28 protein-coding genes and 1 other RNA gene are annotated in these 26,018 nt (G+C 60.9%); 2 read left to right on the top strand and 27 right to left on the bottom strand.

Features of this window, described 5'->3' with window-relative positions:
* The first annotated feature begins 19 nt into the window (after nt 1-19).
* Nucleotides 20-1,354: an APC family permease gene (locus tag WC811_RS04260; RefSeq protein ID WP_372641311.1), complete on the top strand. Its 1,335-nt coding sequence runs from the start codon at nt 20-22 to the stop codon at nt 1,352-1,354.
* Here WC811_RS04260 and WC811_RS04255 read toward each other — a convergent pair whose 3' ends face one another.
* The 22 genes from WC811_RS04255 to WC811_RS04150 all read right to left on the bottom strand — a co-directional run bounded on the left by WC811_RS04255 (nt 1,355) and on the right by WC811_RS04150 (nt 22,638).
* Nucleotides 1,355-1,978: a pyridoxamine 5'-phosphate oxidase family protein gene (locus WC811_RS04255; RefSeq protein WP_372641309.1), complete on the bottom strand. Its 624-nt coding sequence runs from the start codon at nt 1,976-1,978 to the stop codon at nt 1,355-1,357. It abuts the gene before it with no gap.
* Nucleotides 1,979-1,990: 12 nt separating this feature from the next.
* The gene (locus tag WC811_RS04250) at nt 1,991-2,590 is read right to left on the bottom strand and encodes a glutathione S-transferase family protein (RefSeq protein WP_372641307.1); all 600 of its coding nucleotides are present in this window, start codon (nt 2,588-2,590) and stop codon (nt 1,991-1,993) included.
* 129 nt (nt 2,591-2,719) lie between these two features.
* Nucleotides 2,720-3,823 (bottom strand): dihydropteroate synthase, encoded by a 1,104-nt coding sequence (folP, locus tag WC811_RS04245; RefSeq protein ID WP_372641305.1) that lies wholly within the window; start codon nt 3,821-3,823, stop codon nt 2,720-2,722.
* Nucleotides 3,820-4,392, bottom strand: coding sequence for a hypothetical protein (locus tag WC811_RS04240; RefSeq protein WP_372641303.1), 573 nt, complete (start codon nt 4,390-4,392; stop codon nt 3,820-3,822). The genes folP and WC811_RS04240 overlap by 4 nt, the downstream gene beginning before the upstream one ends.
* 1 nt (nt 4,393) lies before the next feature.
* Nucleotides 4,394-4,594: a hypothetical protein gene (locus WC811_RS04235; RefSeq protein WP_372641301.1), complete on the bottom strand. Its 201-nt coding sequence runs from the start codon at nt 4,592-4,594 to the stop codon at nt 4,394-4,396.
* Nucleotides 4,595-4,623: 29 nt separating this feature from the next.
* Nucleotides 4,624-6,576 (bottom strand): ATP-dependent zinc metalloprotease FtsH, encoded by a 1,953-nt coding sequence (gene ftsH / locus WC811_RS04230; protein WP_372641299.1) that lies wholly within the window; start codon nt 6,574-6,576, stop codon nt 4,624-4,626.
* Nucleotides 6,577-6,726: 150 nt separating this feature from the next.
* Nucleotides 6,727-8,073, bottom strand: a complete 1,347-nt coding sequence (tilS, locus tag WC811_RS04225) for a tRNA lysidine(34) synthetase TilS (RefSeq protein ID WP_372641297.1) — start codon at nt 8,071-8,073, stop codon at nt 6,727-6,729.
* Between the two features lie 57 nt (nt 8,074-8,130).
* On the bottom strand, nt 8,131-9,150 hold the full coding sequence (gene ybgF, locus WC811_RS04220; RefSeq protein ID WP_372641295.1) for a tol-pal system protein YbgF: 1,020 nt from the start codon (nt 9,148-9,150) through the stop codon (nt 8,131-8,133).
* 151 nt (nt 9,151-9,301) lie between these two features.
* Nucleotides 9,302-10,093, bottom strand: coding sequence for an OmpA family protein (locus WC811_RS04215; RefSeq protein WP_372641293.1), 792 nt, complete (start codon nt 10,091-10,093; stop codon nt 9,302-9,304).
* A gap of 153 nt (nt 10,094-10,246) precedes the next feature.
* Nucleotides 10,247-10,759 carry a peptidoglycan-associated lipoprotein Pal gene (gene pal, locus WC811_RS04210; RefSeq protein WP_372641291.1) on the bottom strand — a complete coding sequence of 171 codons (513 nt, stop codon included), beginning with the start codon at nt 10,757-10,759 and terminating at the stop codon, nt 10,247-10,249.
* 622 nt (nt 10,760-11,381) lie between these two features.
* Nucleotides 11,382-11,516 (bottom strand): hypothetical protein, encoded by a 135-nt coding sequence (locus tag WC811_RS04205; RefSeq protein WP_372641289.1) that lies wholly within the window; start codon nt 11,514-11,516, stop codon nt 11,382-11,384.
* Between the two features lie 256 nt (nt 11,517-11,772).
* Complete coding sequence (gene tolB / locus WC811_RS04200; protein WP_372641287.1) at nt 11,773-13,113, bottom strand: Tol-Pal system beta propeller repeat protein TolB; 1,341 nt, start codon at nt 13,111-13,113, stop codon at nt 11,773-11,775.
* A gap of 86 nt (nt 13,114-13,199) precedes the next feature.
* Complete coding sequence (tolA, locus tag WC811_RS04195; protein WP_372641285.1) at nt 13,200-14,393, bottom strand: cell envelope integrity protein TolA; 1,194 nt, start codon at nt 14,391-14,393, stop codon at nt 13,200-13,202.
* Between the two features lie 271 nt (nt 14,394-14,664).
* Nucleotides 14,665-15,114, bottom strand: coding sequence for a protein TolR (gene tolR / locus WC811_RS04190; protein ID WP_372641283.1), 450 nt, complete (start codon nt 15,112-15,114; stop codon nt 14,665-14,667).
* A 4-nt stretch (nt 15,115-15,118) separates the two neighbouring features.
* Complete coding sequence (tolQ, locus tag WC811_RS04185) at nt 15,119-15,835, bottom strand: protein TolQ (RefSeq protein WP_372641281.1); 717 nt, start codon at nt 15,833-15,835, stop codon at nt 15,119-15,121.
* A gap of 406 nt (nt 15,836-16,241) precedes the next feature.
* On the bottom strand, nt 16,242-16,733 hold the full coding sequence (locus WC811_RS04180; protein WP_372641279.1) for a YbgC/FadM family acyl-CoA thioesterase: 492 nt from the start codon (nt 16,731-16,733) through the stop codon (nt 16,242-16,244).
* Nucleotides 16,730-17,665: a metallophosphoesterase gene (locus tag WC811_RS04175; RefSeq protein WP_372641277.1), complete on the bottom strand. Its 936-nt coding sequence runs from the start codon at nt 17,663-17,665 to the stop codon at nt 16,730-16,732. The genes WC811_RS04180 and WC811_RS04175 overlap by 4 nt, the downstream gene beginning before the upstream one ends.
* A 102-nt stretch (nt 17,666-17,767) precedes the next feature.
* Nucleotides 17,768-18,814, bottom strand: coding sequence for a Holliday junction branch migration DNA helicase RuvB (ruvB, locus tag WC811_RS04170; protein WP_372641275.1), 1,047 nt, complete (start codon nt 18,812-18,814; stop codon nt 17,768-17,770).
* 87 nt (nt 18,815-18,901) lie between these two features.
* Complete coding sequence (locus WC811_RS04165) at nt 18,902-19,339, bottom strand: hypothetical protein (protein WP_372641273.1); 438 nt, start codon at nt 19,337-19,339, stop codon at nt 18,902-18,904.
* Nucleotides 19,340-19,391: 52 nt separating this feature from the next.
* Complete coding sequence (ruvA, locus tag WC811_RS04160; protein WP_372641271.1) at nt 19,392-20,015, bottom strand: Holliday junction branch migration protein RuvA; 624 nt, start codon at nt 20,013-20,015, stop codon at nt 19,392-19,394.
* On the bottom strand, nt 20,012-20,539 hold the full coding sequence (gene ruvC, locus WC811_RS04155) for a crossover junction endodeoxyribonuclease RuvC (protein WP_372641269.1): 528 nt from the start codon (nt 20,537-20,539) through the stop codon (nt 20,012-20,014). The genes ruvA and ruvC overlap by 4 nt, the downstream gene beginning before the upstream one ends.
* Nucleotides 20,536-22,638: a hypothetical protein gene (locus WC811_RS04150; protein ID WP_372641267.1), complete on the bottom strand. Its 2,103-nt coding sequence runs from the start codon at nt 22,636-22,638 to the stop codon at nt 20,536-20,538. The genes ruvC and WC811_RS04150 overlap by 4 nt, the downstream gene beginning before the upstream one ends.
* Nucleotides 22,639-22,800: 162 nt before the next feature.
* On the opposite strand from WC811_RS04150, the gene WC811_RS04145 reads away from it, so the two are divergent.
* Nucleotides 22,801-23,115 (top strand): hypothetical protein, encoded by a 315-nt coding sequence (locus WC811_RS04145; protein ID WP_372641266.1) that lies wholly within the window; start codon nt 22,801-22,803, stop codon nt 23,113-23,115.
* A gap of 24 nt (nt 23,116-23,139) precedes the next feature.
* Here WC811_RS04145 and WC811_RS04140 read toward each other — a convergent pair whose 3' ends face one another.
* The 5 genes from WC811_RS04140 to WC811_RS04120 all read right to left on the bottom strand — a co-directional run bounded on the left by WC811_RS04140 (nt 23,140) and on the right by WC811_RS04120 (nt 25,978).
* Nucleotides 23,140-23,889 (bottom strand): YebC/PmpR family DNA-binding transcriptional regulator, encoded by a 750-nt coding sequence (locus WC811_RS04140; protein WP_372641264.1) that lies wholly within the window; start codon nt 23,887-23,889, stop codon nt 23,140-23,142.
* A 100-nt stretch (nt 23,890-23,989) separates the two neighbouring features.
* Nucleotides 23,990-24,817, bottom strand: a complete 828-nt coding sequence (locus WC811_RS04135; protein ID WP_372641262.1) for a TIGR00282 family metallophosphoesterase — start codon at nt 24,815-24,817, stop codon at nt 23,990-23,992.
* An 18-nt stretch (nt 24,818-24,835) separates the two neighbouring features.
* Nucleotides 24,836-25,405, bottom strand: a complete 570-nt coding sequence (locus WC811_RS04130) for a 5-formyltetrahydrofolate cyclo-ligase (RefSeq protein WP_372641260.1) — start codon at nt 25,403-25,405, stop codon at nt 24,836-24,838.
* Between the two features lie 43 nt (nt 25,406-25,448).
* Nucleotides 25,449-25,609: non-coding RNA, 6S RNA (gene ssrS / locus WC811_RS04125), on the bottom strand.
* Nucleotides 25,610-25,669: 60 nt separating this feature from the next.
* On the bottom strand, nt 25,670-25,978 hold the full coding sequence (locus WC811_RS04120; RefSeq protein WP_372641258.1) for a cell division protein ZapA: 309 nt from the start codon (nt 25,976-25,978) through the stop codon (nt 25,670-25,672).
* Between the last annotated feature and the right edge of the window lie 40 nt (nt 25,979-26,018).

The raw sequence follows: 26,018 nt of genomic DNA, 5'->3' as shown, positions 1-26,018 counted from the left end.
TCCTCAAAGCCGGAGAAGCATGTTGGTAGCTGATACGGCAAGCAAAGGAACCCCGCATCTCCGCCGCTCCATCGGCACGACCCAACTCGCACTCTATGCTCTGGGAAGCATGGTTGGTTCCGGCATCTACGGTCTCATCGGCAAGGCCGCGGGCGAAGCCGGATCCGCCGTCTGGCTGTCGTTTCTAGTGGCCCTGGTCGCGGCCCTGCTGACGTCCCTCTCCTATGCGTCGCTGGGCTCCCGCTATCCACGCGCGGGTGGCGCGGCCTACGTTACGGATCGCGCCTTCGGCCTTCCGATTCTGAGTTTCACGATTGGCCTGGCCCTCGTCGCGTCCGGGCTGACGTCGGTTGCGACGCAGTCAAAAATTTTCGCCGCCATCGTTGCCGATCTCGCCGGCTGGGAAGCTTCCTCGCCCGCCATTATTGCAATGGGCTTCCTCCTCATTCTTTCCGGCATTGTCTTCCGCGGCATCCGTGAAAGCATGTGGGTCAACGTCGTCTGCACGTTGATGGAGGTTTCGGGCCTGTTGCTCGTCATCGCCTCGGGTCTGTCGTACTGGGGAACAGTCGATTACTTCGAAATTCCCCCCGCGCGCGCTGACGTCGGCCTCGCGGTTGTCGTGCTGCAAGCCTCGGTATTGGCGTTCTTCGCCTTCATCGGCTTCGAGGACGCGGTCAATGTCGCCGAGGAATGTCGCGATCCCGAACACACGATCCCACGCGGACTGATCATCGCCACGCTGGCGGCCGCCGTCCTCTATGTCGCCGTTTCCATTACGGCCGTGTCGGTCGTGCCTTGGCAGGAACTTGCCGCCGCGCCGAGCCCGCTCACCGCCGTCATTCAGAAAAGCGCGCCGAACATCCCGGCCGAATTGATGACGCTCATCGCGCTCTTCTCCGTCGCCAATACTGCCCTCGTCAATTACGTTACGGCCTCACGCTTGATTTACGGCATGTCGGGACAAGGCTTGCTGCCGAAATTCATCGGGCGCGTTCATGCGACACGACAAACGCCGCACATCGCCATCGCCATGCTGCTCGGACTGCTTTTGCTTCTCGTCGTTGCCGGACAGATCGCCGACCTCGCCGCCGCGACCGTTCTGCTGCTTCTCGCGATTTTCATTGCGGTGAACGCCTCGCTCGTCGTTCTCAAGCGCCGTCCCGGCGAAACGCATGGCCGCTTCGAAATTCCGATCGTCATGCCGATCGCCGGTATCGTGGTCTGCAGCGGACTTCTCGTCACGCGCCTAGCAAGTTCGGATTGGCGCGCTCCAGCTATTGCAGCCGCTATTCTCTGCGCAATCCTCGCCCTCTACGCCGCGTTGCGGCTGACAAACGCCAGCGTGCGCTGATCAGTGCGCCTCCGATTTGACGCTGCTCCTTAACTGCGCGTTCTCCGCTTCGAGCTCCGCGATGTGCGATTGCAAGCGGCCGATCGCGTCCTTGACCTCATCGAACGGCAACATGCGCGGAATATGCTGCGGGCAATTCCTGTCCCAAGCCTCAAGCGTGAACACGATCGCCCGCTCCGGCCGCCCGCGATAACTCGGATCGCTCAGGGTCGATAACAACTCGTCGTCGCCCTCGATGACCTTTGCCGTGCCCCATAGCTTGGCGCGGCGCTGGTGCACGTAGTCCATGATGAAGATGTACGCCTTCGGATTTTCCGCGAGATTGCCAACGGTGACGTATTGCTTGTTGCCGCCGAAATCCGCGAAGGCCAGCGTCTTCTCGTCGAGAATTTTCAAGAAACCTGCTGAGCCGCCGCGATGCTGAATGTACGGCTGCCCATCGGCGCTGGCCGTCGCGAGGTAGAACGACTTTGTTTCCGAGAGGGTCGCGGCAAGATCCGCCGTGACCGTTGTCGGCCAGCCATGAACTCGTTCCATGCGCTCATACTGCGGACGCGAGCCACGGCGGGCCTGCTCGGCTTTGACCGCCGGCGTGAATGCAATGTCAGACGCTACTCCAGTCATGGCGTGCTCCTTTTACAGACCCGGCATCCCGACGAAATTCGGAAGTTTCCTGATACGTTCGATCCAAGCCGCGACAGCCGGATAAGGTTCAAGCGTCACCCCGCCTTCCCATCCAAGCGCGATGTAGGGCATGCAGGCGATGTCGGCGATTGTCGGCCGGTCGAGGACCAGCCATTCGCGCGCCGAGAGATGCTCGTCCATGATCGTCAGGATGCGCTTGGCCTTCTGACGCGCCTCGGCGATATCGAGCTTATTTCCGAATTTGTCGTGCAACCGCGCATCGCCCGGGCCGCGCGCGATCTCGTTTTCCGCGACCATCAGCCATTGCGTGACGAGGCCGAGTGACGCCGCATCCGTCGGTAGCCACGCCTCACCGCCCCACTTCCGGGCGATGTAAACGAGGATCGCCTGACTATCGCGCAAGATGAAGTCGCCATCTTTCAGGACCGGCAACTGCCCGAAGACGTTGAGATCGACGATTGGGCTCCGCTTGTGAGCGCCGGACATAAAGTCGACAGGCACGAGCTTAACGGGAACACTCAACAGAGCGCACAAAAGGCGCACCTTGTAACAGTTTCCCGAGACATCCAGATCGTAAAGCTTCATCGGCATTGGCATTTCCTCTCGGCATCCTGGTCCAGGACCCACGAAGTAATGCATCTCGCAGAGGGGTGGCACCCCGCGATCCCGGCAGACACCCTTCCGATTTTTGGAAGGATCTAACGCCGACGAGAAAGCCCGTTAATCGAGCCCCTTTTCCGTGCCTGCCGTGCAGGCGCGCCAGACTTCGATCGCTTGCTTCGTCTCCGCGACATCGTGGGCGCGGACGATCTGCACGCCGGCGCCAACGCCCGCGATCGCGCAGGCGAGCGAGCCCGGCACACGATCCTTCGCACCGTCGACGTTGCAAAGTTGGCCGATCATCTTCTTGCGGCTCGCACCCAGAAGGATCGGCACGCCGAGACCGTGATAGAGAGACAGCCCCGCCATCACCGCCACGTTGTGATGAAGATGCTTGCCGAACCCGATCCCCGGATCGGCGACGATCTTCGCCTTCGGAATGCCCGCCGCGATGCACGCCTGGATGCGGCCTTCGAGATAGTCGAACACGTCGAGCACGACATCGTCATACTGCGGATTGTCGTTCATCGTTTTCGGATCGCCCTGCGCGTGCATCACCACGACCGGCAATCCGGTCTCCGCCGCAACTTCGAGCGTCTCCGGCTCATGCGTGAATGCCGAGACGTCATTCAGAATGTCGGCGCCAGCCGCCGCGGCCCGCCGCATCACCTCGGCCTTCCGCGTATCGACTGAAATCACCGCATCGGTCTTCGCGCGCAGCCCTTCAATCACCGGAATGACGCGCCGAAGCTCCTCTTCAAGCCCGACCTTGTCCGCTTGCGGCCGCGTGCTTTCGCCGCCGATGTCGAGAATGTCGGCGCCTTGCTCGACGAGGCGTAAGCCATGCTCGACAGCGTCGCGCGTCGAAGCAAACTCGCCGCCGTCCGAAAAGCTGTCGGGCGTCACATTGACGATGCCCATGATGCGCGGCCGGTCGAGCGACAAACCCGCGAGGCGTGCGCGCGGTTCGGAAAGTTCCTGCAGAATATCGGCGGCGGCAAGAGCTTCCCGTCCCCAATCGCCACTGAAGGCATCGCCCAACACCACGGTTCGCCGCTTCGTGCCGGGCGAGCCGCGCGTCAGCACATCGAGCGCCGCAAACGACAGACGGCCTCCGGCCAACGGCAGCCCCTTCCACTCGGGAACATCCGCCTCGTCGATGGCGCGGCGCTCGCTGCGGTCCCAGAAGAGTGCTGTCGGCTGCAGATAGATCGAACGTTTCACGACTGCGTTGCACCCTGAGAGACTCGAAACACCCCTTTGATTTGCGCAGGATTGCAAACACAAATCTGCACGTGAGACTTTTCGTAAAAATATGAATTTGGATAAATCGGCTCACCCTCGAAAAAAATGCCGAGCACTGTATCGATTGGCGGCAGTCCGCTGCTCTTTCGAATATCGTGTAAGACGCTTATAACGGCGCAATCAAGCTTCGGGCGTCCAGCCTCGTTGGCCGGATATTGCCCACCTGATTTTTGAATAATCTCGGAAAGAGCTTCCTGAGCCGATCTGAGTTCGCCGACTCCCGCTTCAGTGGTGAGATCAAGGCACAAGCCCATATCGATCACCACACCGACAGCCGCGCCCTGCCACCCCGCCTTCGCCCGCTCTTTCTTCTCATTCACAAAAGACAATGCTCTGCCAGGATTAGACTGCCAGAAATAAATTCCGGGGCCGAGCCAGTCATAGGAATTATCGCTTGGCTTGAAAGGTTCGCCAGCTAGAAGTGCTTCCGCCGTGTTCTTGGGACAGCCGTGATAGCCCAAGACAAACGACGCAGACAATCGATGCACTTCACTTGTAATCCTTGCCTAATTTGCCTCGATTATCATGAATCCCGAGCTCGTGGAGTTTTGCACGCGCGGCGTCACGCGTCACGGAGTTAGCAGATGCCCATTTGCTGGCCTGCTCGACAAATTTACCCGAAGAAGCATCTCGTCCAACTCTTCCAGTCTTCGGAGAACTGCTGCCCTTGGTGCCTTCGAACTTAGCCATCCATCATGTCCCTAGTTCGCGAAAAAGGCTTACTGCGGCTGAGGTTCAGGTCCGATGTCGATACCGGCGGTCGGTTCGCTACGCGGACGCGGCGGCTGCCGGCCAGCGGAAGGAACAGCCGAACCGGCCGGACCTTTCGAACCGTCATCGTCGGTCGGACGCGAAACCTTCTCGCCACGCATGATCGCCTGGCATTCATCGCCAGTGAGCGTCTCATATTCCATCAGCGCCTGCGCCATGAGCTCAAGTTCGCCCTTGTGCTTCGTCAGAACTTCCCAGGCAATACCCTGACCGGTCGTTACGATCCGCCGCGTTTCCTCGTCGATGAGCTTGGCGGTTTCCTCGCTCATGTTCTGCTGTTGCGTGATCGAATGGCCGAGGAACACTTCCTGCTGGTTTTCCGAATAGAGCAGCGGGCCGAGCTTGTCGCTCATGCCCCACTCCGTCACCATCTTCTTGGCGATGTTCGTCGCCTGGCTGATGTCGCTCGACGCGCCCGTATTCAAATGCTCGCGACCGTAGATAATCTGCTCGGCGACACGTCCGCCGAACGCCATCGCGATCTTGCCCTCGCACCACTGCTTGGAATAGCTGAGGCGGTCGCGCTCGGGCAAACTCATGGTCACGCCAAGGGCGCGGCCACGCGGGATGATCGTCACCTTATGTAGCGGATCGTTGCCCGGCACGACGAGATTGACGATGGCATGGCCCGCTTCGTGGTATGCGGTCGCGAATTTTTCTTCCTCGGTCATGGCCATGGTCTTGCGCTCGGCGCCCATCATGACCTTGTCCTTGGAGTCTTCGAACTCGGCCTGGGTCACGAGCCGCTTGTTGCGGCGCGCGGCAAGCAAAGCCGCCTCGTTGACGAGGTTCGCGAGATCGGCACCGGAAAAGCCCGGCGTACCGCGCGCGATCACCTTCGGATCGACATCCGGTGCCAGCGGCACTTTCTTCATATGAACGCGCAAGATCCGCTCACGGCCGAGAACGTCCGGATTGGGCACCATGATCTGGCGATCAAAACGACCGGGACGCAGCAACGCCGGATCAAGTACATCTGGACGGTTGGTCGCCGCGATGATGATGATGCCTTCGTTGGCTTCGAAGCCGTCCATTTCGACGAGCAACTGGTTGAGCGTCTGTTCGCGCTCGTCGTTGCCACCGCCGAGACCGGCGCCACGATGGCGACCGACGGCGTCGATTTCGTCGATGAAGATGATGCACGGCGCGTTCTTCTTCGCCTGTTCGAACATGTCGCGCACTCGGCTCGCGCCGACGCCGACGAACATCTCGACGAAGTCGGAGCCCGAGATCGTGAAGAACGGCACATTCGCTTCGCCAGCCACGGCGCGCGCGATCAGCGTTTTACCGGTGCCCGGAGGCCCGACGAGCAGACAACCGCGCGGAATGCGTCCGCCAAGCCGCTGGAACTTCTGCGGATCGCGCAGAAACTCGACGATCTCTTCAAGATCGGCTTTGGCTTCGTCGACACCCGCCACGTCTTCGAACGTGACGCGGCCATGCCGTTCCGTCAGGAGCTTTGCGCGCGACTTGCCGAAGCCCATCGCTCGGCCCGAACCGGACTGCATCTGACGCATGAAGAAGATCCACACGCCGATGAGCAGCAGCATCGGGAACCAGCTCAGAAGAATGCTTGTGATCGACTGCACTTCATCCTCGGAGGGTCGCGCTTTGAATTTCACACCCTTCTCGCGCAAGCGTGTCACGAGGTTGGGGTCTTCCGGAGCGTAGGTCGAGAACGAGGCGTCGCCCGCCGTCGCATCCCGTCTCGTCCCCGTAATGCGATTACCTGCAATCACGGCTTCCGTTACGTTACCCTTATCGACGGCATCAAGAAATTCAGAATATTGAATTTCGTTGGTCCGGCGGGTCGTACTCGGATTGCTGACGAGATTGTACAGCGCAAGCAGCAGGACGAACAACGCCGCCCAGATCGCAAGTTTTTGATAATTCGGATTCATTTTTTTCCTTGATGGTGCCATCGGCACCAAAACGGCGCGTTCCCGGTGGCACTGCTGCCCCCAAAGCTAGACGCTAACATAGGTGCCGGCGTACCGGCGCACAAGTTCGCGCGTTTACCAATCCTTGCGTGAGAAAATACGACCTAATCCTTAACATGTGGAAGAGAATGCCAAGGGATTGAGTTCGCATCCAACCGGATCGAGCGGCGGCAGATTGAAGAGCGCAAATGGGGCGAGAGAAGGGGCCGCAATGAAGGTTTCCCCTGCCCAAAAAGATGGGAGCGCCCGGGCGGCCCGCGTTGGCGGCCGTCGTGACGGCGCCAACCGCGACATGATCGCCGCATAACCCTTTTCGCCCAAGGGCTTGATGGTCACAGCTCCTGATTGCGCCCGACCGAACCAATCCCCAGTCACACGCAGCACGAAGCGCCGGTCCCAGACCTGAGCCTCTCCAGGAATGAGCGAAATCTCCGCATGATCGAGCCGCCCGGCTTCGCGCCAGACGCGAATGAATCGCGACCCGCACGAGATCATCGCCCCACCGAGTGTGACAGTTGCTGCATTTTCGCGTTGCATCCGCGCCACCAAGTCCTCGACCTCGGAAAGTTGCGGCGCCGGGCTTGCCCCGCCGTAACGCCCGATGAGGCGTGAGATGACTTTCTGGCGCAGGAACACGGGGCCGTCGTCGAACGCCCGGCGATCGAACCTCGCGAAGACTTCGTTGCCGAAGGAAAGTTCGAGCGATGCCACGAAGCGATCCTCCGCATAGACCAACGCCGTGCGGGCGTCGTTGAGGCGCCGCGCCGACGTCGCGAGAGCCTCGGGCGTCAATCCTCCGGCCGCGAGTTGAGGTAGAAGCGATCGTACCCGAGCCCGCTCGAAACGCTGGTCGCCATTGCTCGGATCATCGGTATACGCAATCCCGCGCGCCGCGAGTGTCGCGATCAGGCGTGCTTTCCCGACCGCAAGAAGCGGCCGCACGAGCGTGAACGGAGAGCTGTCATGCAACGGCCGCTCGCTCCGCATCCCGGAAAGTCCGTCGATCCCTGCCCCCCGCGCGAGCCGCATCGCCAACGTCTCGGCTTGGTCATCAAGGTGATGCGCCGTGACGATTGCGAAATGCCCCGTCCCAAACGAACGCGCGTGATCTTCGAGCAGTCGATAGCGTGCCTCGCGCGCAGCCAGCGGCAATCCTGTACGTGGCTTCGCGCCATCCCAAGTCAGAATGCTATGCGATAAGCCGAGGCGCTTCGCCTCCGCCGCCACATGCTCGGCTTCCCTACGCGACTCGGCGCGAAGGCCATGATCGACCGTCGCCACCGCTAAAGCCGTCGTGGAATGCGCGACACGCTCCCGCCATTCTGCGGCGAGAACCATCAGCGCCACGCTGTCCGGGCCGCCGGATACCGCAAGAACCACATGATCGAAGCGCGCGAGCCCGGCGAAGGCAGCGTCGGCCTCGACATCCGTAATCGGCAACTGTGGGTCTCTACTCACGGGGCTCACGGGCTTAAAGGTTCGGCGGCTAAGCTCAACCCAGCCGACGGCTTCGGTTTACTGACATCCGACCCGTTGGCGCTCGCTTTGCGCGCGGGCCTTCACGTTCTGCGGAGCGGTCGGAAATTTCGTACCAAGCTCCGCGAATGACGAGCAAGCTGCATCCTTCTGGCCGAGCCTGTCCAGAGACATCGCAAGCTTCAGCAGACTGTCGGCAGCTTTCCCGCTCTGTCCATATGTTTGGTAGCCCTTGAGAAACGCCCCCGCCGCCGCTTTGTACTGACCGCGCACGAAGTAGGTCTCGCCCAGCCAGTACTGGGCATTGCCCGAAAGCGAGTCGTTCGGAAATTTTGTCAGGAAGTCTGTAAAGGACGTTTCCGCGGAGCCGTAATCCCGCTGCAGCAGATAGCCGTAGGCCGTCTCGTAGGCCTGCTTGGGATCGCCGCTCGTCTCGCTCGCGGCCGGCAATGCCGCAGTCGACACGGCGGCAGGCGGGGATTCTCCTCCGGTAGCCTGCCCCTGCTTGCCATCGTTGTCGAGGAAGCCGCCAATGGCATCGTGTCCGCCGTTCCCGGACGAAACGGTCGTCGACCCGAAACCTCCGATAGGAGCGGAATCGGCCTGTGGCGTGCCGTTGCCGCTGCCGCTGCCGAGAGACGCGGTATCCGCTCCGCTCGGAATATCCGATCGGCGTGGCGTCCCGCCCAGGCTGCGAATCTGGTCGGACAGCTGCTGCACTTGTGAGGAAAGCGCACGCACCTGCGTTTCGAGACTATCGATTCGCGCGGTGTCGGCGCCGCTCCCGGCTGACGGGAACGGTGCGGCCGCTCCACCCCCTCCGTTCTTAGCGAGCGATTCCAAGGTCCCGACGACGACCTGCATATCGACGAGTTGCTCTTCAAGAGCCTCGACCCGGGATTTGAGGCCGGCATCCGGCGTTTCGGCTGCAGCGCTGGCTTTGGGCTGCCGCACATCGGCGGCCTGTGCATTGATGGGAGCCGCAGCCAGCGCGAGCACCAGCACAACCGCCTGGACTACCCCAAAGCCGCCTCTGTAGATCTGCGCAAGCTTGGCCATGCCCGGCTCTGCTCCTCGGATTCGTTGAAACGTCAAATCGCCAAAGCCATGATCGTCATCATCCGCCTCGCGACCTCGGAACCCTACTCCAGGCGCCCCCGCACCTCCACCTACGCCGGGTCGCAGGTCTCGTTCAACCCGCCTAAGACAATTACTGCGAAATCTGGTCGGACGAATCGGGCAACTGGCTGTTCGAGATGCCAGCAGTCGGCTTCGACAACCCCAGCGGCTGCGTACCGCGCTGCGAATCTCCATACGCATGCCAGTAATTGAGGAGGACCTCGGCGTTTCTATTCTGCGCTTCGCACATCGAACTCCCACACGTCGCGATCCGGTCCTGATCCCCTGCAGCCTTGATCTCGATGCGATTTTGCGCGAGTCCCGCGCTCACGAGACGATCTCTGACGGCCTGCGCCCGAAGCAACGATAGTTCGCGTGCGGCCTTCCAGTCGCCTTCCCCATCGGCACGTCCGATCACCATGACGGAAAGATCGGGACGAGCCTTCAGCCAACGCGCCTGTTGCTCGATGATGCTCCGCGCCCTGCCACCGATCGCGGCGCTATTCTCCGCGAAAAAAACGCGATCCCCCGCATCGACGAGAAAGGCATGGCGGTATTCGGTGGTCTTTTCGGCTTCGTCAGCCTTGAGCTGGGCGCTATATTCGGGATCGGGTTCGCCCCTGTCGAGCGCCACGAGTGCGCGCTTCGCCCGTAGCGCCGCCGCTGTGCTGGGAAATTCGCTGACGACTCGCTCGAGCAGACGACGGCCCGATTGATCGGCATGGTCGGAGAGAGCGTCCAAACCATCTTCGAGGAGTTCTCCGGCCGTTATGCCGTCGTCATCGATGTCCTGTGCGCCGACACGCACTGACAGCACGCTCATGAGGCCCATGACGCAGCACACGACACCGGCTACAAAAAATGAAGTCCGCAATTTCAGCATTGAATAGGGGCGCCGCTACAAAGAAGAGAGCGGTGCCGTTATGCGAGTCCAATTGGGCCAAACTTTGCTGAATCAAAACAACGCAAAAGCTTTGCTAAGATGTTGCCGAATTGAGCCACACTTCGCTCGAACCCGGCAACTCTCTGGCTCCGATCAGCGCTGGCTGACCACGCCGCCGCTGTTGAGCACCGTCTGCGCGCGGCGATTCTGCGACCAGCACGAGATGTCGTTGCACACCGCGACCGGGCGCTCTTTGCCGTACGAGATCGTGCGGATGCGAGCGCCGTTGATGCCATGCTGCGAAAGATAGTTGCGCACCGTCGATGCGCGGCGAGCACCGAGCGCGATGTTGTATTCACGGGTGCCGCGTTCGTCGGCGTGACCTTCGACCGTGATCGTGTATTGCGGATACTGCTGCAGCCATTGCGACTGCTTCACCAGCGTCTGTTCCGCTTCCGGCGTCAGGTCGACCGAGTCGGTCGAGAAATAGACGATATCGCCGACATTCTGGGTGAAGTCGCGCTGTGATCCAGGCGTAGCGTTGCCGTACTTGCTGCTCAACGAGTCGGGCTGCATGTCCTTGTTGGCACACGCACCGAGCGTCGCGGCAAGAATCGAAACGGCGGCAAGGCGCAGACCCATGCTCCGCGCGAACGTGGCCATCATTTCGTAAATCCCCTTCGTATCGATCTCGTCTCTCGCGCGAGTCGCACCGCGTATCGTCCGCTAAGAGAAATGGTTTATCTCTTGCGCAGATAGCCGAGCGTTCGGCCAAAAATATGGCCATTTCCGCAGCGTCAGCCCCCAATTTCCCCACTAAAAAGTCGGATGCTTGGGCACCCCGCTACTCGCCTCGCCCGGAACTATTACCATCGGGCGTCAAGGTGTGTGTGCGACTAATTTGAATTACGAGCACTTTTCTCTACGTTTTTCCCAGAATTCATCGGGCCCAACGAAAGAACAACTTGATCAGAGAATCGAGATCTTCCCTCAGCACGGGGACGAAGGCGCCGAGCCGTGAAGACCCCTTAAAAAGACTCAAGACCGAGCTGGTGACAGATAACTGCCGACAACTCGGTCTTGAAGATTAGGATGAAAAACGCAGTACTAGGAAGGCAGGGTGCGCTTAGTGCGCAACCTGCTCCGAAGCGACGGGCCCGCCAAGTTTCAGCGGCGTATGTTCTGCTTCACGACGGCAAGCGCCGAGAGCAACAGCAACTAAAACGGTAGCGAGAACGATTGCGCTTTTCATATGTAGTCTCCTAAAAGTTCTTAATTACCCGCTAAATTAGCGAGCAACCGAGTCGCTGGCGACCGGGCCGCCAAGCTTCAGCGGCGTATGTTCTGCTTCACGACGGCAAGCGCCGAGAGCAACAGCCGCAACTACTGCTGACAAAAGGATCAGCCCCTTCACACCCTGCATGGTCATATCTCCTGATACGATTCCGGCAAAAGCCGTACTCTGGGGTACCGGGAGGGCGCTCTCCGATCAAGAACTGAGGCGACAATTCCCAAGTTTTCCAAACCTATAGGTGCGAAAATGCAACGGGCGCTAGTGGGGAAAAGTCAACACTTTTGCCGCTATCGTTAAGATGCACAAACCATTGTTTCTGCGCATCTTTTTCAACCTGCTGCACGCCACCGTTAATAACTTGGGCAGCCAATTTGTAAACGCGGTGTTAATTCAGAAGCGGCGACCAAGCAGGGTCTGAAGCGAACGACGGCGTCTCAACTTTGCGCTCGTTATACCCGGTGATGTCGACCGAGTAGATTCGCGCTCCACCCTCCTCGCCATTGCTGAGATCCCGGAAGAACATCAGCACCCGCCCGTTAGGCGCCCACGTCGGCCCCTCATTATGGAAACCCTCAGTCAGCGTCCGCTCGCCCGAACCATCCGGCTTCATGACCCCGATGATGAACTGACCGCCGGCCTGCTTGGTAAAGGCGATGTAGTCGCCACGCGGCGACCAGACGGGGGTGGAATAGCTGCCGTCGCCCTGTGAGATCGGATGCTGGTTCGAACCGTCGGAGTTCATGACCCAGAGCTGCTGCCGGCCGCCACGATCGCTCTCGAACACGATTTGGCTGCCGTCGGGAGCATAACTCGGGCTCGTATCGATGCCGTTCGATTGCGTCAGGCGGCGCGGTTGCCGCGAACGGAGATCCATCTCGTATATGCTTGCGCCGCCATCCGGCGCGCCGAGGCTCATGATCACCTTTTGCCCGTCGGGAGAGAATCGCGGTGCGAAGGTCATATTCGGAAAATCACCAACGAGCTCCCGCTTCCCCGTCTCAAGGTTCATGATGAAAACCTTGGGCTGGTCCGCCCCGTAGGACATGTAGGTGATTTCCTGGTTCGTCGGCGAGAAGCGCGGCGTCAGCACCAGCTCGTTACCCTGCGTCAGCAGACGAACGTTGGCGCCGTCCTGATCCATGATCGCCAACCGCTTGATGCGGTGCTCTTTCGGTCCGGTTTCATCAACGAAGACGACCCGCGTGTCGAAGTATCCTTTTTCACCCGTCAGACGTTCGTAGACGCTGTCGGCGATCATATGCCCGATACGACGCCAGTTGCGCGCGGCCGTCGAAAACCGCTGCCCCGTGAGCTGCTTTCCACCCGCTACGTCCCAGACCCGGAACTCGGCGCCGACCCGGCCGTCGCCACCGTTGACGACGCGGCCGACCACGAGGGCATCGGCCTGGATGGATCGCCAGTCGCCGAAACGCGGAGCCGCGTTGACGTCTCTCACCTGTTCCAGAAACGACGCGTGATCGAGCGGTCGAAACAAACCGGAGCGTTCGAGATCCGCCTCGACGACCCCCGAAATCTGCTGCGCGAGTTGCTGGTCGTCACCGAGGAACGTCGGGATCGCGATCGGGATCGGTGCGATCGTGCCTTCGGTCTGCGTACCCTTGAGCTGCGCCAGAGCAGGCGTAGCAAGACCTGGGACGAACCAGATGCCGGCGGCGATGACGGTCGCAACGTAAAACAGCCGTTTCAGGCGGACTTTCAAGATCATGAAGGCTCTCTCATGCGTCACTGCGGCAAATCCGGAATTGAGGCGGTCATTTCGCTTCGCGGTCGATTGAAGCAACTTTTAGGCGTTTACAACATTTGTCGCGGATCGAAAGTCCAGTCGATGTACTTCCAGCCACTTTCATACTTATCGGCTGGCAAGTGGAAAGGCGCGCACGTTCTAACGGCTCGAAGCGCCGCCTCGGCATAAACTTGTCCCGCCGCCGTGTTCGGAGACGACTCCACACGCGGTTCGCCCGAGAGCGTCCCATCCGGATTGAGTTCCCAGTGAAGCACGACCACAGGCACTTCATCCCCGCCCCCGGTTCCTGGAGGCCGCCAGCAACCGTTGAGCTGGGACTTCAGCATCCCCTTGAGCAAATCCTGCTCGCGCGCCGAAAGCACGGTATCGGTGCCCGTCGCCGTGCCGGCTTCCTTGCCGGTATCGAAAGCATCGGATTTCGATCCGGAAGCCTGCTGCCCCTTCTTCCGCTTGTCCTTGTCGAGCAAGGCCTTCGGAGGCGCATCGTCCGGCGATTTATCGAGCAGCGACGCGATCTTGCTCGGATCGAATTGCTTCTTGGCCGCCTCGGCTTTCTTCTTGGCTTCTTCCTGCTTTTTCTTCTTTAGCTCCGCGGCTTTCTTGCGTTTCGCTTCATCCGCGGCCTTCTTCTTCGCATCCGCTAGAGCTTTCTTCTTGGCGTCATCCTCAGCCTTCTTCTTGGCGTCGTCTTCCGCCTTTTTCTTCGCTTCTTCGTCAGCTTTTTTCTTCGCTTCCTCAGCCTGACGCTCATCCTCAAGCTTCTGTTCGAGAAGCTTCTTCTCGTCAGGCGTCGGACCCGGCGCGGGTTCGGGCGGCGGCGGCGCCGGAGGCGGCTCCTCGATCTTCTTCGCTATCGGATCTGGCGGAGGCTTTGTCGCCTCCGGTGGTGGAGGCGGCGGAGGAGGAGGTTCCGCAACTTCGGGCGGCGAGGGCTCCGGCGGCGGCTCGGTTTTAGCGACCTGCTCCTCTGCGGGCGGCGGAGGAGGTGGCGGTGCGTTGGCCGGCTTTGGCGTATCGTTCTTGCTGTCGTCGGGCTTTGGCTTGTCGTTCGCCTTCGTATCGAGCTTCTTTGCGTCCTCGCTGCCCTGCTTCAACCGCAGAAAATCCGAAGGCGTGATGATGTCGGCCGAGATCGCCGGCGTGTCCGGCGACAACGGCGGCGACGAATGATGCATGGAAAAAAGCGCCCACCCGAGGAGCGAAGCGTGAAAGAGAATGGACAGAACAAGTCCGAAGGGCACGGTTCAGCACCCACAATCGCTAGAGGACAGCACATCTGATCGCCGATACGAGTGCCGACTCGACATGAACGAGGCACAGTCACTGGCGTTCGCTAAGCACAAGTCCCGCGACGAGCCGACCATCCGAGGGCGCTTACCCGCAGGGCGAACCAGGATGCGCGTAGGCGGCGTCGAACCGCTCGTGCGATGTGTCGGCATCGACCTCCGCATCTCTCCGGGCCGACGCGCATCCTCGTTCGTCATACGTATCGTCCTTTAGTGACAACGGTCGCTAAGTGCCCCCCTTCTCCCCATTGAGAACGAATGACAGCTTCTTGAAGCCGCCCTGATTGATGCGGCTCATGACTTCCATCACCGTCCCGTAATTCACGCCCTTGTCGCCGCGAACAAAGATCGTCTCATCGTATCCGTTCTGCGAAATCGCCTTCAGCTTCGTCGCCAGATCGGCCATCTGCACCTGCGAATCGCCGATGAAGATGTCGCCGTTTGCCTTCACCGTGACCGCCACTGGATCTTTCTTCGGCGCCTCGATCTGCTGCCCCTTGGACTCTGGCAGGTTAACGTCGATGCCGGTCTGCAGCAGCGGCGCGGCGACCATGAAGATGATCAACAGCACGAGCATCACGTCGACCATTGGCGTGACGTTGATCTCGCTCATCGGCGCATGCTTGCCACGGCGTCGGCGACCGCCGCCTCCACCTGCATTAACGCTCATACCCATCGGCTCAAGCCCTCACGTCGATCTGCCGCGATACGATCGCTGCAAACTCATCCGAAAATGCGTAGAGACGCTGCGATATGGCAGCCGAATCCGCCGAGAACTTGTTGTAGAAAATAACGGCAGGAATAGCGGCCATCAGGCCGAGCGCCGTAGCAAAAAGCGCTTCCGCGATGCCGGGGGCCACCACCGCCAGCGACGTATTCTTGGAAGCCGCGATCGATTGGAAGCTCGTCATGATGCCCCAGACGGTGCCGAAAAGACCGACGAACGGCGCTGTCGAGCCCACTGTCGCAAGGAACAACAGACGGCGATCCAGGCGTTCCATCTCCCGGCTGATCGTCACATCCATGACTTTCTCGACGCGAAGCTGAATGCCGCCGAGTGCCCGGATATTGCCCTCGACCGATCGCTTCCACTCGCGCATCGCGGCGACGAACAGAGCCGCCATCGTGATCGTGCGGCCGCGGGAAAGATTGGCATACAGCTCGTCGAGCGACTGACCCGACCAGAAAAGCTGCTCGAAGCGATCGCTTTCGACGCGTGCGCGCCTGAAAGCTAGAAGCTTCTCGAAAATGATCGCCCACGACCAGATCGATGCAAGCCCGAGCCCGGACATGATGAGCTGGACCGTGATGCTCGCGTGTAAGAAGAGTTCGATGAAGGAAAGGCCGCCAGCGGCGACCGGGGCAACGGCGCTTTGGGCGACATCCGCGGGGTTCATTTCACCATCCATGTCGAAGAATTACGATACCCGTGCGCAACCGCACGAGCCTTGAAATTTCGGCGGCATTGGCACGCGCCGCCAATGACGTGAGAAGCGCCGAGCGCACACCCGGCAAAGCAAGACGCGCCCGACGCGGGCTCGATGAAGAAAGCATATGACGGCGTTATGGCGTCCACCCCGACCAGCAGCGCCCCCGCCACCTGCGCATTGAAGCTGAGAGCTTTTGCCGCCCAATATGACCAAACGAGGGCTTAGTGCAGCCCACGGCAACGCCGCATCCGTGTGTTTATCCACGAAAATTACAGGCGTTGACCTCCCGAGGAGCCATGACGATTGGGGTTGCGAATGTCAATCGGCGTCTGGACGCAATCCGGGGCACTGCGCCAATCACGCCGCCATCCCTTTATACGGACGAGCTTTTTGCGCTTTCCGCATACGTTTCGAACGCCTCGCGCACGGCCGCGCTGAGGCGCAGAGGTTTTCCCGAGATCGAGACGAGAACGACAACGACCTCCGCCGATACGAGCCGCTCGCCGTCGCGGCTGATCGTCTGATCGAGCCTCACGCTCGCGCCGCCAAGCTCCCTGACACGCGTTTCGACTTCCAGAAGATCGTCCATCCGTCCGGGGCGGACGTAATCAAGCATCATGCGCCGGACGACAAACGCCGCCGGCTCGCCGCTATCGGATCCGTCGATCAGCCGGCGCGCATCGGTTCCGAGCAGCCGCAGAAAATCCGTGCGCCCACGCTCGGCGAACCGCACATACGACGCGTGATAGACGACGCCGCCCGCGTCTGTGTCCTCAAAATAGACCCGCACCGGAAGAATATGCCGCTGGCCGTCCGCATCGCGAATGATGCGGCCTGCGATATCCGGCCATTGCTCAATGCTCAAACTTCGCCCCCGTCCTCTCCGCCAAGATCGGCGACGACAATCTCAGGCGGAGATCCCAACCGGACCGGCAGCGACGAACAGCCGAGGCCGCCCGAAACGATGAGATGCCGCCCGTCCTCGATTTTATGTCCATACGCATACCGCGATCCGTAAATCGACGGCACGATCGGCGCGTAGCCGAAGATACGCACCTGCCCGCCATGCGTGTGTCCCGCCAATGTCAGCGATACGCGCTTGGAGACCTGCGGAAATATATCCGGCTCATGCACCATCAGAATGACCGGCGCGTCATCGGAGATTTGCCGCATCGTCGCAGGCAGATCGTCGACGCCCGTATAGTCAGCACTCGCAGCCTCGTCGCGCTCGTCGCTGCGCTTGCGGAACGCCCACTGATCGCCAAGACCCGCGATCCAGAAGGCATGGCCATCCTTTTCAAGCCGCACGGCTGTATTCTCATAAACCGGAATGCCGACTGCGGTGAGCGCCACCGCAGCGGGAACCGGACCGGCGCGCCGCCGCTGAACCTCCGCCGATTGCCACCAGTCATGATTGCCGAGAACCGCATGCACACCCAGCGGCGCCTTGAGTTTCGCGAGGACCGCAGCCCACGCATCGTTGCGAACAGGCCCGGAATACGTACCGAGCCGCATGCCGACGACGAAATCACCGAGCAGCAAAACGGCATCGGCGTTGAGCGCGTTCGTTTGCTCCACGATGCCCTCGAGCCGTTCGATCGACATCCACGGATCGCAGACGTGTAAGTCAGCGAGCACCGCAAGGCGCAACTTGAGGCCCGGTGTCCAATTCGGCGGCCTGAATGCGTAAGTGGTGACTTGCTCTTGCAAGGCTTCCGCGATGGCATATCCGCTAAGCGCCGTCGAGCCGACACCCGCTATGCCCGTGACTTTCAAGAGATCGCGACGGCTGATCACGCCAAGGTCCTTGGTTCAAGGAATACGATGCACGGGTCGCACAATCGCTAAGGAATACCGTCCAAACCATGAATTTTTTAAGATTTTGGACGAGGAGCGGCGTTAAGCCTCTTCCCCATCATCCTCGAAAATCGGGAGTTCGGGCGTCGCCCCCCGTGCCGGACCGTTAACGCCGAGATGGCGATAGGCTTTTAGCGTCAAAACTCGCCCGCGTGGCGTCCTGCCGATGAACCCCTGCTGCAGCAAGAATGGCTCGACAATTTCCTCCAGCGCATCACGCGGTTCCGAAAGCGCCGCCGCCAGTGTCTCGATCCCGACCGGACCGCCTTCGTAATTCTTCAGGATGCAGCCGAGATAGCGGTGGTCGAGCGCATCGAGGCCCTCAGCATCGACCTCGAGCATCTTCAACGCCCGGTCCGCGACCTCCGCGTTGATAATGACAACCCCATCGACCGCTGCGAAATCGCGGACGCGCCGGAGCAGACGGCCCGCGATACGCGGCGTTCCGCGCGACCGCCGGGCAATCTCACGAGCCCCATCCGGCGAAATCGCCGCGCCGAGCACCCGCGCCCCGCGCCCGACCACCAGTTCAAGCTCAGCCACAGAATAGAAATTGAGACGCACTGGAATTCCGAACCGGTCACGGAGCGGATTGGTCAGAAGTCCCGCCCGCGTTGTAGCTCCGACCAGCGTAAATTTCGGCAGATCGATGCGAACGGAGCGCGCGGCCGGCCCCTCCCCGATCATCAAATCGAGCTGAAAATCTTCCATCGCCGGGTAGAGAATTTCTTCGACCGCCGGATTGAGTCGATGAATTTCGTCGATGAAAAGCACGTCGCGCTCTTCCAGATTGGTCAGCAGCGCCGCGAGGTCGCCCGCCTTCGAGATCACCGGCCCAGACGTCGCCCGAAAACCGACCCCGAGTTCTTTCGATAGGATTTGCGCCAGCGTCGTCTTACCGAGGCCCGGAGGTCCGGCAAAGAGGACGTGATCGAGCGCATCGCCCCGTCCCCGCGCCGCCTTGATGAACACCCTGAGATTGGCGCGCGCCTGCTCCTGCCCGACGAAATCGTCGAGCGACTGCGGGCGGATCGTCGCCTCGAAGGCGTCCACATCCTTTCGCGCACCGCTGACGAGCCTGTCGGTCATGGTTTGTTCGTGAGGCTATTCGCCAGAGTCGTCAAGTCTAGTCGTCGAGTCGGAACCGGAACACCCCGTGCAAACGCGACACAAAGCTCAGTTTTCCGGCGCTTCGCGCAGAATACCGCCCGCGATCAGAAGCGCCCGCATCCCAATTCCCACGAGCCCGGCTAGAAACGCCAGGAACGGCAGCGTCCCAGCGGCCGGAAACGGAAAAATGACCGCACCTGCCATGAATGCAATAACGCCCGCGACCGCGGCGTGAAGCCAACCGTAGGTTCCATGTTGCAGGACGAATGGCGTCAAGCCCAGCGCCGCGACCGTTGCGGGCAGCGCGCTCCAGACAAACGCGTCAACGCCCACTTCCCCGATCGCCTCCGCGCCATGAGGCGGCAACAGAAAGTCCGTCGCCGGGCCGAGAAGCCGCAGGGCTACAACGATGAAGCCCGCGAAGAACGGCACCGCTAAGGACGTGATGAGCACCATCCAGAGCGCACGCATCGCATTGCTGAGCTTGTTCTTTTCGTTTGGCAAAAGCGCGTTTCCGATTTGAGTAAAGCCGAGCCCCGAAAGTGCCCGGCGAGCGCTAGCGCGCCAGTTCCTTGAGGCTGCGCTTAATGAGACCCGGCGTATCGGCGGCCTCTCCGAGCTCCTGCGCGGCGACGGATACGGCCGCATTGGCCTGGGCCGGGTTGTAGCCGAGATTGGTCAAGGCCGAGAGCGCTTCCGCGAACGCCAAGCTCGATGGCGGAACGGTCGCCGCCCGGGCCAACGTACCGCCTGCCGGAATGTTGTGCCCGCTGAGCGAAAGCCCGACCGCCTTATCCTTCAATTCCGCGACGATGCGCAGCGCGAGCTTCTTGCCGACACCCGGCGCTTCTTCGACCGCCGCCGCGTTTCCGAACGCGACCGCGTTCGCGAGATCCTGCGGCGCCATCACGCCGAGCACGCTCAAAGCCACCTTGGCGCCGACGCCTTGGATCGTCTGCAGCGTTCGGAACCAGCTCCGCTCAAATTCGCTCTGAAACCCGAAAAGCCGGATCGCATCCTCGCGGACGTGCGTGTCGATCGTCAGCGCCACGTCGTCGCCGGGCTTCAAATTGCGCAGCGTCCGCGTCGAGGCCTGCACCTCATAGCCGACCCCGTTGACGTCGATCACGAGGTGGCTCTCACCGATCGCGTCGACTTTGCCCTTGAGCTTGCCGATCATGCTTCCGCGACCTTCGAGGCGAATGCCGCCATCCGTTGTTGACTGACGCGATGATGCGCGTGCGTGATGGCAATTGCCAACGCATCGGCTTCGTCTGCGCATCCGAACGTCGCTTTCGGCAGCAGAAACGCGACCATCGCCTGGATCTGCTGCTTTTCCGCGTGCCCCGTGCCCACCACCGACTTCTTGATTAGATTCGGCGTATATTCCGCCACCCGCAGTCCGAGCCGCGCCGGCGCCAGCAAAATAGCGCCCCGCGCCTGCCCGAGCTTCAACGTCGAGCGGGGGTTTTCGTTGACGAACGTCTCTTCGACAGCCGCCTCCGATGGACTGAAACTTTGAATGACACCCGTCACCGCGTCGAACAGCGCCGAAAGACGGTACGCGAGTTCGTCGTCCTTGGGCGGCGTGATCACACCCGACGCGACATAGACGAGCCGGACGCCATCGCTCTCGATGACACCCCACCCCGTGCGCCGCAGCCCCGGATCGAAACCAATGATGCGAATCGTTCGTCCACTCATGCTCTCCGCATAGCACGAACCGCATAGGGAGCCGATGGCGTCATTGGCGGCGGCGGTAGCGGTGGTGGCTTGGTCGCGTCCGCAACCTTGCCCGTCAGAATGGCGTCGAGCGCCTCCGCGATATCCGGCTCCGTCCAATAGCCCGTATGGCCACCCATGCCCATGACGTGATTATCGACCCGCAATCCCGGCGGCGCCGAGATGCGCCCGCCGATGTAATCGTCCACCCGATAGAGGTTGATCCAACATTTCAACCGCGCCGCGATTCCGAGCGGAACGGTCTTCGACGCTGCGTATTCGTGGAAATACTTTTGATAGACGCTGCCGAGCGGCGAGCCGAATGTCAGCAGCGCGGGAGCCGCGTCGCCAAGCCGGGTATAATGCGGGCCGTTATCGCGCAGAAAATCATAGACGATGACGGAGCCTTGGCTGTGCGCCAGGAAGATGACGCCATCGTAGCCTTGGTTCTGCACGAAGTGTTCAAGAACGAGATTGAGCCGGTTCTGAATGCGTTCGCGCCGCAGCCGCCGTAACCGCATCCGAAACACCGACGGAATGAAGTACGCGGCAGTCTCCTGCCTCGGCTGATAGTGGTGATCGATCAGATCGCGGGCAAAATGCACCACGTTAGCGACGCGCCGTCCGAAGAAAAACGGCAGGATCAACGCCACGAGCGCGGCGACCGGCAGGATATAGCCCCTCAGCGTCACGAACACCTGATTGCTATCGAGATAGGGCTGCACGAAGACGAGTGCGAAGACGACGAGGTACGATAGGATGATCAGCCCAACGAGCACGGGGTTGAACAGCATCCTCGGCATGTTGCGCGCCGTCTGCTCAAGATCGCGAAGTCCGCGCCGAGCCTTCATCAGGCGTATCCCGATCAGCACCATACCGGCAAGGATCAGCATCAAAATAGTAAATGCAGCCGAAGCGTAAATGAACTTGAAGCGGCCTATCCAGTCGAGCTCGATGTTCGGAACCTGAACGAGCTTTGCGATCGGACTGGCCGGATCGATCTGATGCGCGTCGATCGCGCGTTGGATGATCGGCTGAGCTTCCCGCAACGTGGTGATCGCTTCCGCGCGGTTCAGCACCGGATAAATGACGCTGACGACGACCGTCGTCCAGAGCATGAACTGCATGATCAGAATGGCGATGCTCGTCGACAGCGTTCCGAGCCGCGAACGATCGTAGGTGACACGCGCGCGGATGTAGGCGACGCCCAGCAAGAAGGTCGCGAACAGCATCAGCGCGCCCCAGAACCGCCAGCCCCAAATGATGACCTTATAGAGCCCGTCGATGTAGCACGCGGCATCCGTAGACCCCGCCGGGCAGTCGAGCAGTTGCGTGCCCGCCAGCCGCTCCGGTCCAGTCTTGAGATCGGGAATATGCTTCAGCAGTCCAAGAAGCGAATTGTTGTACGTCAGCGCGAACACCGCGAGTGCCGAGAGCGCCAGCCAGAATACGGTATCGTACCACGAGTAGTCCTGCTGTCGGCTAATCCGGTAGAAGACGTAGAGCGCGCCGATGAAGATAGCGCCTGTCACGAGCAAGACTTGCGATCTGACGTCCATGACGTCGGCCGTCACCGTCACCGGCTCGAACAAGAACAACGCGCAGATCGCCGACGTCACGATGGTCAACGCCGCGCTCGGGCCGCGAATGATCCACCCTGCCACCCAAAGCAGTTTGCGCAGGATCCACGACACCGCGTCCTTCGACCGGTCGAGCATCGCGTCGACGAGGTGATGAGATTCGAAGATGACGCGAAAGAGCTGCAGCAGCGTGTTGACTCGTCCGGGCTGGCCTTCTGTCAGATCCGCCCAATGCAGCTCGACCGCCTCGATCTCGATACCGCTGTTATGTGCGGCACCCCGCCGAATGACGGGAAACACCGGCGGCGGATTGCCAGCCTCCGGCTCCGGCATGCGGTTGTATTCGTTGGCGGGAGAGACGCTGTAACCGGGTCTCGTCGCGGCAAGCGTATCGAGGACCGCGTTGACGCAATAGCCGGGCTCGGTCTCGCCCACACCGTGGACAACGACCAATCCGACACGAACCCGGCCCCTACCCCCCGATGGTCCGTCCGCCGCCATGCTGACTCCCGTACGCGTACGCCCCGATCATAATGCGTTTTCCCCGCAAAGCACGCTTCCCCGCTCTGCGCCGCACCAGACCTCGTAAAAACTCAAGATTTCGGCTTTAGTGTTGCGAGATGAATAATATCTTGGCAACCCGGCTCGACCGCAGAGGATATAATGGACCCGACCTTCGCCCATCCACGATGGATTGTGGCGGGCATATTGCTGATCCTTGGCGGTTTCTGGCTATTTCGCTGGGCTAGACGAAATGATAGCCGCGCCGAGATCGCCGCCCTGACGGCCAGCGCCGCCATTAACAAGCTTCGCAAAAATTCTCCGGGAAGAAGTCAGATCAAACCGGCAACATCTGCCAGAGGTGGTGCCATGGCCCGCTTCCGCAACTCGATGGCCCAATTCCTCGGCATCGTCGGCCTCCTGATGATCATCGCCGGGCTGGTCGCGATGGTCTTCGGCGCCTTTTACGCCGGATAGCTCCCCAAGACTTCAGGCCGGCGATCAGGCCGCCGTCAGCTTCTTCATGACATCGTCCGGTATTTCGAAGTTGGCGTAGACATTCTGAACGTCGTCGTCATCTTCGAGCGCCGAAAGCATTTTCATGATCGTCTGAGCCCCGTCCTCATCGACCGTGGTCGTGAGGTTTGGCTTCCAGACCGACTTGACGCTTTGCGCTTCGCCGAGGGTTTTTTCCAGCGCCGCCGCAACTGTGCCGAGCGTTTCGAAGGCGCACGAAATCAAATGGCCGTTGTCGTCCGATTGCACGTCGTCGGCGCCAGCCTCGATTGCCGCCTCGAGAACAGCCTCCGCCGAACCGGCCCCCGACTTATAGGTGATTTCGCCAATATGATTGAACATATGGCTGACGGAGCCGGTCGCGCCGAGGTTGCCGCTGAATTTCGTAAACACGCTTCTGACCACGCCGCCCGTGCGGTTGCGATTGTCGGTCAGCGCTTCCACCATCACCGCGACGCCGCCGGGTGCATAGCCCTCGTAGCGCACGGCCTCATAGTTCGCGAGATCGCCGCCTTGCGCCTTCTTGATCGCGCGCTCGATGTTGTCCTTCGGCATATTCTCGGCCCGCGCCTCTTGGATCGCGAGGCGAAGTCGCGGGTTCATATCCGGATCCGGCGTGCCGGATTTGGCCGCAACCGTTATCTCGCGCGCGAACTTGGCGAAGAGCTTCGAACGCATGGCGTCCTGCTTGCCCTTCCGGTGCATGATGTTCTTGTATTGGGAATGGCCAGCCATGCTCGTGCTCATTGCGTTTGGGAATTGCCGCGGAGCCCCGTCTTTTGCGCAACGGCCGCGCGGCGGTCAAGGGCGGGGTCGTTTAAACGCCGTGCAGGCCCTAACCCGCCGTCCAGAAAGACGGCATGGCCGGTTCGAGGTGAGGCCCGAGCCGTAAAGGCCCGGCATTTACCGCAAGACCCGTGCTGTCATCGGTATCGACGGCAAAGCCCGAAATCGTTCCCGGCCCGACCGCCGGTTCGTAACGGCCGCGCGGAATTCTCGTCAGAAACCGGTTGATAGGCTCCTCGACATCCATACCGAGGACAGAGTTGTAGTCCCCGCACATGCCCGCGTCCGACATGTAGGCGGTCCCGCTTGGTAGAATGCGGCCATCCGCCGTCGGCGTATGCGTATGCGTTCCGACCACGAGACTGACGCGCCCGTCTAGGAATACGCCCAGCGCTTGTTTCTCGCTTGTCGCCTCGGCGTGAAAATCGATCAGAACCGCATCGGCTTCCCGCTTCAGCGCGCACGCCGTCAGCTCCGCATCGATGGCGCGGAACGGGCAATCGATTTCCGGCATGAACACCCGTCCCATCGCGTTGATGACGAGCACGTCCGCGCCCTTCTTCGAACGCAGCAGCGTCGCGCCTTTTCCCGGCGTTCCCTTCGGATAGTTGAGGGGCCGGATCAGCCGCTCGTGCCGCTCGATGAAGACGAGGGCTTCCTTCTGATCGAACGAATGATTTCCGAGCGTGACGCAATCGGCTCCGGCGTCGATCAGATCGTTGAAAATGGCTTCCGTTATACCGAAGCCGCCCGCCGAATTCTCACCGTTGATGACGACGAAATCCAAGCCATATTGCTTGATGAGGCCGGGCAACGCATCGCAAACCACCGCGCGGCCCGACCGGCCGACGATATCGCCGAGAAACAGAAGACGCATGAAAAACCTGAATGAGATTTATTTGCATTTTTGGGGCCCTGAGGGCGTCAGGACCCAATCGAGCTTTTCGTCATAGCTTTCGACCGGCACGGCGTCGACCTTTTGTTCGTCGTAGGCCAGACCGACGGCAACGATCCGCTTCAATTTCCGCAGCCGGTTAAGCGTCCGATCGTAGAACCCGCCGCCGTACCCGAGGCGATATCCGCGCCCGTCGAACGCCAGCAGCGGCACCAGAACGATATCCGGATCGACGGCCGGCTTGTCGTCCAGTGGTTCGGCAATGCCCCAGGCCGCCGGCGCCATGGCGTCGCCAGGCGACCAGGAGCGCATCAGGAGCGGCTTTCCACGTCCCTGCATGACCGGAAGCGCCAGCCGGAAACCCTCCGCCTGCAGCCACGTCATCAGCGCGATTGGATTGATTTCGTCGGAAATGGCGGCAAATCCCGAAATCGTCGCCTCCGGCTTTATGCCGAGAAAATCGAGACCTTGGGCGGCGATCATCCGGCTCGCCTCCGTCCCGTGGCGCTCGAAAGCTTCCTTCCGCCGTAACACCGCTGCGGCGCGCAGCTCTTTTTTTGCGTCCGCCATCACTTCGCCGTTTGACGCCAACCTGTCTGATCTGCCGTTAAAGAGTAATGCCGCGAAGGCCGTTGAGACGATGATCCCGCGTGGTCCCTACGAGTGTAGGTGGGCACCATGTGTCCGGAGCCACGGCTCCGGTCAGGGACAGCACCCGTGCGGATCTTATAGGCCCCCGGGTCATATTGTCCCTGACGAGCCCCGCAGCATCTGTAGATGTATGTGACCTGGAGCGAAAAATCCAGAGCCGTCGCAGGGCCTTTACACCGGCATCTACGCCCGGCGTTTCTCCGGCTTGCCATCCTCGTCAGCCTCGAGGCTGCGAATTGCGGTGGACCGGAGCTCGGCCGCGCTGCCCTCCAACAGGTCGTCGACATCGGCGCGGGCATCAAAAAGTTCGTCGGTAATCATCAACGCAGCCATCAGGATCAGTCGCTCATCGCCGACAGAGCCATGCTCCCGGACCAGCCCATCTAATTTTGACGTGAAATACTCGACGATGTCCGAAAGGCGTCGGGCATCGTGCTCGTCACAATGGAAGCGATAGGTGCGCTGATTAAAGGTGAACGGGACTTCAGCCATCCTGTCCGGCGACCCTGCCGGTCTCCCCCTGAACGACGCT

Source organism: Hyphomicrobium sp. (assembly GCF_041659645.1).
GTDB lineage: Bacteria > Pseudomonadota > Alphaproteobacteria > Rhizobiales > Hyphomicrobiaceae > Hyphomicrobium_B.
This window is presented reverse-complemented; position numbering and strand designations above follow the sequence as displayed.

Excerpts from the sequence above, each read along its gene's own strand:
- ybgF (WP_372641295.1), bottom strand. The coding sequence starts at position 9,150 with ATGGCCAAGCTTGCGCAGATCTACAGAGGCGGCTTTGGGGTAGTCCAG.
- WC811_RS04135 (WP_372641262.1), bottom strand. The coding sequence starts at position 24,817 with ATGCGTCTTCTGTTTCTCGGCGATATCGTCGGCCGGTCGGGCCGCGCG.
- WC811_RS04250 (WP_372641307.1), bottom strand. The coding sequence starts at position 2,590 with ATGCCGATGAAGCTTTACGATCTGGATGTCTCGGGAAACTGTTACAAG.
- WC811_RS04235 (WP_372641301.1), bottom strand. The coding sequence starts at position 4,594 with ATGGCTAAGTTCGAAGGCACCAAGGGCAGCAGTTCTCCGAAGACTGGA.
- WC811_RS04255 (WP_372641309.1), bottom strand. The coding sequence starts at position 1,978 with ATGACTGGAGTAGCGTCTGACATTGCATTCACGCCGGCGGTCAAAGCC.
- ruvB (WP_372641275.1), bottom strand. The coding sequence starts at position 18,814 with ATGACCGACAGGCTCGTCAGCGGTGCGCGAAAGGATGTGGACGCCTTC.
- tolB (WP_372641287.1), bottom strand. The coding sequence starts at position 13,113 with ATGATCTTGAAAGTCCGCCTGAAACGGCTGTTTTACGTTGCGACCGTC.
- ftsH (WP_372641299.1), bottom strand. The coding sequence starts at position 6,576 with ATGAATCCGAATTATCAAAAACTTGCGATCTGGGCGGCGTTGTTCGTC.
- tolR (WP_372641283.1), bottom strand. The coding sequence starts at position 15,114 with ATGGGTATGAGCGTTAATGCAGGTGGAGGCGGCGGTCGCCGACGCCGT.
- WC811_RS04260 (WP_372641311.1), top strand. The coding sequence starts at position 20 with ATGTTGGTAGCTGATACGGCAAGCAAAGGAACCCCGCATCTCCGCCGC.
- WC811_RS04120 (WP_372641258.1), bottom strand. The coding sequence starts at position 25,978 with ATGGCTGAAGTCCCGTTCACCTTTAATCAGCGCACCTATCGCTTCCAT.
- WC811_RS04140 (WP_372641264.1), bottom strand. The coding sequence starts at position 23,889 with ATGGCTGGCCATTCCCAATACAAGAACATCATGCACCGGAAGGGCAAG.
- pal (WP_372641291.1), bottom strand. The coding sequence starts at position 10,759 with ATGATGGCCACGTTCGCGCGGAGCATGGGTCTGCGCCTTGCCGCCGTT.
- WC811_RS04215 (WP_372641293.1), bottom strand. The coding sequence starts at position 10,093 with ATGCTGAAATTGCGGACTTCATTTTTTGTAGCCGGTGTCGTGTGCTGC.
- WC811_RS04205 (WP_372641289.1), bottom strand. The coding sequence starts at position 11,516 with ATGCAGGGTGTGAAGGGGCTGATCCTTTTGTCAGCAGTAGTTGCGGCT.
- ruvC (WP_372641269.1), bottom strand. The coding sequence starts at position 20,539 with ATGAGTGGACGAACGATTCGCATCATTGGTTTCGATCCGGGGCTGCGG.
- ruvA (WP_372641271.1), bottom strand. The coding sequence starts at position 20,015 with ATGATCGGCAAGCTCAAGGGCAAAGTCGACGCGATCGGTGAGAGCCAC.
- WC811_RS04150 (WP_372641267.1), bottom strand. The coding sequence starts at position 22,638 with ATGGCGGCGGACGGACCATCGGGGGGTAGGGGCCGGGTTCGTGTCGGA.
- WC811_RS04130 (WP_372641260.1), bottom strand. The coding sequence starts at position 25,405 with ATGGCGGACGCAAAAAAAGAGCTGCGCGCCGCAGCGGTGTTACGGCGG.
- WC811_RS04145 (WP_372641266.1), top strand. The coding sequence starts at position 22,801 with ATGGACCCGACCTTCGCCCATCCACGATGGATTGTGGCGGGCATATTG.
- tolQ (WP_372641281.1), bottom strand. The coding sequence starts at position 15,835 with ATGAACCCCGCGGATGTCGCCCAAAGCGCCGTTGCCCCGGTCGCCGCT.